4 protein-coding genes and 2 pseudogenes are annotated in these 5,528 nt (G+C 71.0%); 3 read left to right on the forward strand and 3 right to left on the reverse strand.

Annotated elements, in window-relative coordinates:
- Positions 1-190: pseudogene (locus AB0C29_RS31185) on the forward strand (hypothetical protein); the annotation flags it as partial.
- Here AB0C29_RS31185 and AB0C29_RS31190 read toward each other — a convergent pair.
- The 3 genes from AB0C29_RS31190 to ppgK form a co-directional block, all read right to left on the reverse strand.
- Positions 187-1,824 carry a catalase gene (locus AB0C29_RS31190; protein ID WP_360827642.1) on the reverse strand — a complete coding sequence of 546 codons (1,638 nt, stop codon included), beginning with the start codon at positions 1,822-1,824 and terminating at the stop codon, positions 187-189. The pseudogene AB0C29_RS31185 and the gene AB0C29_RS31190 overlap by 4 nt on opposite strands.
- A 101-nt stretch (positions 1,825-1,925) precedes the next feature.
- Complete coding sequence (locus AB0C29_RS31195) at positions 1,926-2,387, reverse strand: PPOX class F420-dependent oxidoreductase (protein WP_360544147.1); 462 nt, start codon at positions 2,385-2,387, stop codon at positions 1,926-1,928.
- 8 nt (positions 2,388-2,395) lie between these two features.
- Entirely contained in the window at positions 2,396-3,175 is a 780-nt protein-coding gene (ppgK, locus tag AB0C29_RS31200; RefSeq protein WP_360827646.1) for a polyphosphate--glucose phosphotransferase, read from the reverse strand.
- A 213-nt stretch (positions 3,176-3,388) separates the two neighbouring features.
- On the opposite strand from ppgK, the gene AB0C29_RS31205 reads away from it, so the two are divergent.
- Positions 3,389-4,957: a S8 family serine peptidase gene (locus AB0C29_RS31205; protein WP_360827649.1), complete on the forward strand. Its 1,569-nt coding sequence runs from the start codon at positions 3,389-3,391 to the stop codon at positions 4,955-4,957.
- Between the two features lie 35 nt (positions 4,958-4,992).
- A pseudogene (locus AB0C29_RS31210) lies at positions 4,993-5,528 on the forward strand (hypothetical protein); the annotation flags it as partial.

A 5,528-nucleotide genomic window follows, 5' to 3' on the forward strand; every position in this document is an offset into this window, starting at 1 on the left:
CGCGGACGGCCGGCCCCGGCCGCGGCCGCGCAAGGCGGGCGACCTGCCCAGCGAGTTCCGCCGGCTGACCGCCCCGGACCCCCGCGACCTGGAGGCCACGGCCCTGCTCCGCCACCCGGACCTGCTCGAACCGGTCGCCGACCTGCACCGCGAGACCCTGATCTACCTGCTGGGCGCGGTCGCCGCCTAACGGGTCATCTTAGCCCGTTCGTCGGGGACGCAGTGGGTCATCTTCAGGCCCGCGACGTCCCGGGGCGGGTTGGTGCCCAGGTGGGCGAGGCGCTCCCGGTCCCCGTCGGTGAGCGTCCGGCCGGGCAGCGGTCGCAGGCCGCGGACGTCCTCCGGGCTGATCTTGAGGCCCTCGCCGACCCGCAGACCGAGCTCGTTCTCCACCAGCAGGAAGTGCCAGACCATCCGCTCCTGGATCGGCCGGTCGCACTGCGCCAGCAGGTCGACGAAGTTGCGCACCAGGTCGTCGCGCTCCCACTGCTCCATGAGCAGGTACCGCTGACCCGCCTGGGCGTAGTCGTTGGTGCGCGGCAGCCGCTTGCGGGTCAGCCGCCCGGTGATCACCGGACCCTGCTCGTCATGGCCCGGGTACTGCGCCTCGCGCAGCCCGCCGGTGATCGACGGCTCGTAGTTGACGTGCGGGTTCTGCCCGGCCAAGTCCTGATAGTGGGCCATCTGACCGTCGCGCTGATTGGTCCGGACGGTCGCGTTGCGGGCCTGGTTGACCGGCAGCTGCAGGTAGTTCGGGCCGACCCGGTAGCGCTGCGTGTCCGAGTACGAGAACGTGCGCCCGACCAGCATCTTGTCGTCGGAGAAGTCGAGACCGTCGACCAGCACGCCGGTGCCGAACGCGATCTGCTCGTTCTCGGCGAAGTAGTTCTCCGGCATCCGGTCGAGCACCAGGCGCCCCACCGGCCGCGGCGGGAACTCGTTCTCGGGCCACACCTTGGTGTCGTCCAGCGGGTCGAAGTCGAGCTCGGGGTGCTCGTCGTCGCTCATCATCTGCACCAGCAGCTCCCACTCCGGGAAGTCGCCGGCGCCGATCGCCGCGTACAGGTCCTTGGTGGCGTGCCCGAGACCGCCCGCCTGCACGTTCGCGGCGTCCTCCTCGGTCATGCTGCGCACGCCCAGCTTGGGCATCCAGTGGTACTTGACCAGCACGCTCACGCCGGCCTCGTTGACCCACTTGTAGGTGTTCACCCCGAAGCCCTGCATGTGCCGGTAGTCGGCCGGGATGCCGCGCGGGCTGAACAGGTTGATCAGCATGTGCATCGACTCGGGCGTCTGCGACATGAAGTCGAAGATCCGGTTCGGCTTCTGCTCGAAGTCCACCGGGTCCGGCTTGAGCGCGTGGATCACGTCGGGGAACTTGACGGCGTCCCGGATGAAGAAGACGCCCAGGTTGTTGCCGACGAGGTCCCAGTTGCCGTCCTCGGTGTAGAACTTCACCGCGAAGCCGCGCGGGTCCCGGGCTGCCTCGCTGGAGTCGCGCCCGCCGATGACCGTCGAGAAGCGCAGGGCCACGTCGGTGCGCCGGCCGGCCTCCTGGAACAGCCTGGCCCGGGTGAAGCCGGCGATGGGCTCGTCACCCCACTTGCCGTACGCCTCGAAATAGCCGAACGCGGTGACGCCGCGCGCGTGCACGACCCGCTCGGGGATGCGTTCGCGGTCGAAGTGGCTGATCTTCTCCAGGAAGTGGTAGTTCTCCAGCGTCGCCGGCCCGCGGGCGCCGACCGTGCGCTGGTTCTGGTTGTCGTGGACCGGATGGCCCTGCCGGGTGGTCAGCACGTCCCGGGTGTCGTCGGGATCCGTCATGATCGGCTCCTTTGCCGGTTGCCGGGCGGGTTGTCCCCGGCAGGCGTACCCGCCGGGGCCGCACCGAACCGGACCGGCCCGGCCCGATCGGGAGAACGCCGTCAGGCCAGGCGGGCCGGGAAACCGCCGGTGGCGATCGGGCCCCACCGCTCGACGGTGATCCGGATCAGGGACTTGCCCTGGTCGCGCATGGCCTGGCGGTACTCGTCCCAGTCCGGGTGCTCGCCGGAGATGCTCCGGAAGTACTCGACCAGCGGCTCGACCGACTCCGGCAGGTCGATGACCTCGGCCGTGCCGTCGACCTGCACCCACGGGCCGCCGAAGTCGTCGGAGAGCACGCAGACGCTGACCCGGGAGTCGCGGCGGATGTTCATCGCCTTGGCCCGCTCCGGGTACGTCGAGATCACGATGCGGCCCTCGGCGTCGACCCCGCAGGTGTTCGGCGACGCCTGCGGGCGCCCGTCCCGGCGGGTGGTCATCAGGATCGCGTGGTGCCGGGGCCGGAGGAACTCGAGGAGCTCCTCGCGGCCGACCTTGGTGTTGGTGGCGACGGTGCGCGGCATGGGACTCCTCAGCTCGGCTGGTCGGCGTCGACGGGGAACGCGCCGGGGTGCCCGTCGGCCTGCTCGGCGGTGACCGCGGCACCGATGATGCCGGCGTTGTTCAGCAGCGTGGCCGGCACGATCGGGGTACGGATCTCGATCAGCGGCAGCCACTTGTCGGCCTTCTTGCTCACGCCGCCACCGACGATGAACAGCCGCGGCGACAGCAGCATCTCCACGTGCCGCAGGTACTCCTGGACCCGGCCGGCCCACTTCTCCCAGCTAAGGTCCTCCTGCTCGCGGGCCCGGTCGGAGGCGCGCAGCTCGGCGTCCTTGCCGTCCAGCTCCAGGTGGCCGAACTCGGTGTTCGGGATCAGCGTGCCGTCCAGGAACAGGGCGCTGCCGATGCCCGTACCGAAGGTGAGCATCATCGTCAGGCCGCGCTGGTCGTGCCCGGCGCCGAAGGCGACCTCGGCGACGCCCGCGGCGTCGGCGTCGTTGAGCACCGAGACGGGCTTGCCGAGCCGCTCGGTGAACAGCTGGGCGGCGGGCGCGTCGAGCCACGACTTGTCGACGTTGGCGGCGGTCCGGATGACCCCGTCGACCACCACGCCGGGGAAGGTGATCCCGACCCGGTCGTAACCGGAGAACTTGGCGGCGACCTCGGCGACCGCCTCCACGACGCTGCCGACGTCCGAGGGCTGCGGGGTGGGGACCCGGAACCGCTCCTCGAGCAGCTCACCCCGCACGGTGTCGACCGGCGCCCCCTTCACGCCGGAACCGCCGATGTCGATACCCAGAATGGCCATGCCAGTACTCCGTCTCCGGTGCGTTTGACGTCTGTGTACCCACGCACACCCGGTGTCGAATCGTGCCATCCGACGATCCGCCCGCTCGTGACGGGTGCCACGCACGTTCCGTTCAAGTCCGGCCGGTTGTGGCCGATAGGGCGGCTGTACCGGCACTGCGCCCGGGGGCGACTCCCCGACCCCGTGGGCAGCGGTGCCACCGAAGGAGCATCCATGCGGAAACTCGCGGCCCTGGCCGTCACCGCTGTCACCGTGACCGGCACCCTCGGGATCGGTGCCCCCGCCCACGCGGCCGCGGACCCGCCGTGGCTGGGCCAGAACTGGTTGGTGCAGAGCGGGACCACCAAGATGAGCAGCGTCATCAAGGGCGCAGGAGCAGATAAGGCCGACAAAGACGACCCGGACGACGGGGACACCACCACCGGTGTAGCGCTGACCGGCGCCGGCGTCGGCGTTGCGCTCATCGACTCCGGGGTGACTCCCGTCCAAGGCCTCAACGGCGCCGGAAAGGTGATCAACGGACCGGACCTGTCCTTCGAGTCACAAGCTGCCAATCTGCGCTACCTCGACACGTTCGGTCACGGCACGCACATGGCCGGCATCATCGCCGGGCAGGATCCCGCTGCGACGCTCGGCACCCGCTTCGACGGCGTGGCCCCTGGTGCGCACATCGTCAACGTCAAGGTGGCCGCCGCCGACGGCGCCAGCGACGTCACCCAGATCATTGCCGGTATCGACTGGGTCGTCGCGCACCGCAACGACCCGGGCCTCAACATCCGGGTGCTGAACCTGTCCTACGGAACCCAGTCGGTTCAGTCGGCGCAGCTCGACCCACTGGCCTTCGCGGTCGAGAAGGCCTGGGAGGCCGGCATCGTCGTCGTGGTCGCCGCGGGTAACGACGGTTTCGCGGCGAACCGCCTGACCATGCCCGCCGTGGACCCGGATGTCATTGCCGTCGGCGGAGCGGATCCTCGCAGCACCGACACCCGCACGGACGACGTGGTCGCGGACTTCAGCAACCGCGGCAATGCCGCACGGCACCCCGACGTGCTGGCGCCCGGTCGGTCCGTGGTGTCACTGGCGAGCCCCGGTTCGTACATCGACCGCACTTATCCGGCTGCCCGGCTGAGCTTGCTCGACGACCCTCAGCAGCGTCTCCTGCGCGGCAGCGGCACTTCGCAGGCGGCGGCGGTGGTCTCCGGCTCGGTGGCTCTGCTGCTGCAGCAGCGCCCCAAGCTCACGCCCGATGAGGTGAAGACGTTGCTGATGAGCACCGCCGACCCCATCGTCGGCGGTGACGCGTACGCGGCGGGAGCAGGCCAGATCAACCTCGCCCGGGCTGCCCGGACCAAGAAGAAGGGCGGCAAGCAGTCCAACGTCGCGGCCACCGGGCTGGGCTCTCTCGAGGCCGCTCGGGGTGGCGCCTACGTCTACGACTCGGTCACGGGCACCCCGTTGACCGGCGAGAAGGACATCTTCGGCACCCCTTGGAACGCCAAGGCCTGGACGACAGCGGCAGCCAAGCAGACGAGCTGGGCCGGCGGCACCTGGAACGGCGCCGCCTGGACCGGAACCGCCTGGGGCACCGCGGTAGCCGGCAACAAGACCTGGTCACCGGTCACCTGGACGGGCCGGTCGTGGTCGGGCGCCGGCTGGAGCGGGCGGAGCTGGTCGAGCGCCGTCTGGACCGGGCGGAGCTGGTCGTCACAGACCTGGACGGGCCGGTCCTGGAGCGGGCGCAGCTGGTCGGCGGCCGGCTGGACCGGGGAGCCATGGCACTAGATCGGCGCAGGTGGCGGCCGCGTCCTCAGCTCCTGGTGGGTCTGCTCACCGCGAGCATGGGCGCGGCCTCCGCCGCCGTGGCGCTGATCCTCGCCGCCGACGGCATCGCCGCGCCCGCGCTGCCCGGCGGGCTGTGGTGGCTGGCCGGGCTCGCGGTGCTGTTCTTCCTCACCGAGGGCTTCACCGTGCACGTCCGCGTCCGGCGCGGCGCGCACGGCGTCAACGTCTCCGAGTTCCCGATGGTCTTCGGGCTGCTCGGCTTCGACCCGGTCACCGTGATCCTGGTCCGGGCCCTGGCCGGCGGGGCCGGGCTGGTCGCCGTACGCGGCCAGCGCGGCACCAAGCTGGCCTTCAACGTCGCCCTGCTCGCCGTCCAGGCGAGCGTCGGCGTCCTGGTCTTCCACGCCGTCACGCCGCACGTGCTCGGCATCTCCGCCGAGGGTGTCGGCCTGCGGACCGTGCTGGCCGCCTATCTGGCCATGATCGCCGCCGACGTGGTGGCGGCCGTGCTGGTCACCGCCGTGATCGCGATGCACGACGACCCCGGGGAGTGGCGCCGGCTGCCGGCCGC

Source organism: Actinoplanes sp. NPDC048791 (assembly GCF_040650095.1).
Lineage (GTDB): Bacteria > Actinomycetota > Actinomycetes > Mycobacteriales > Micromonosporaceae > Actinoplanes.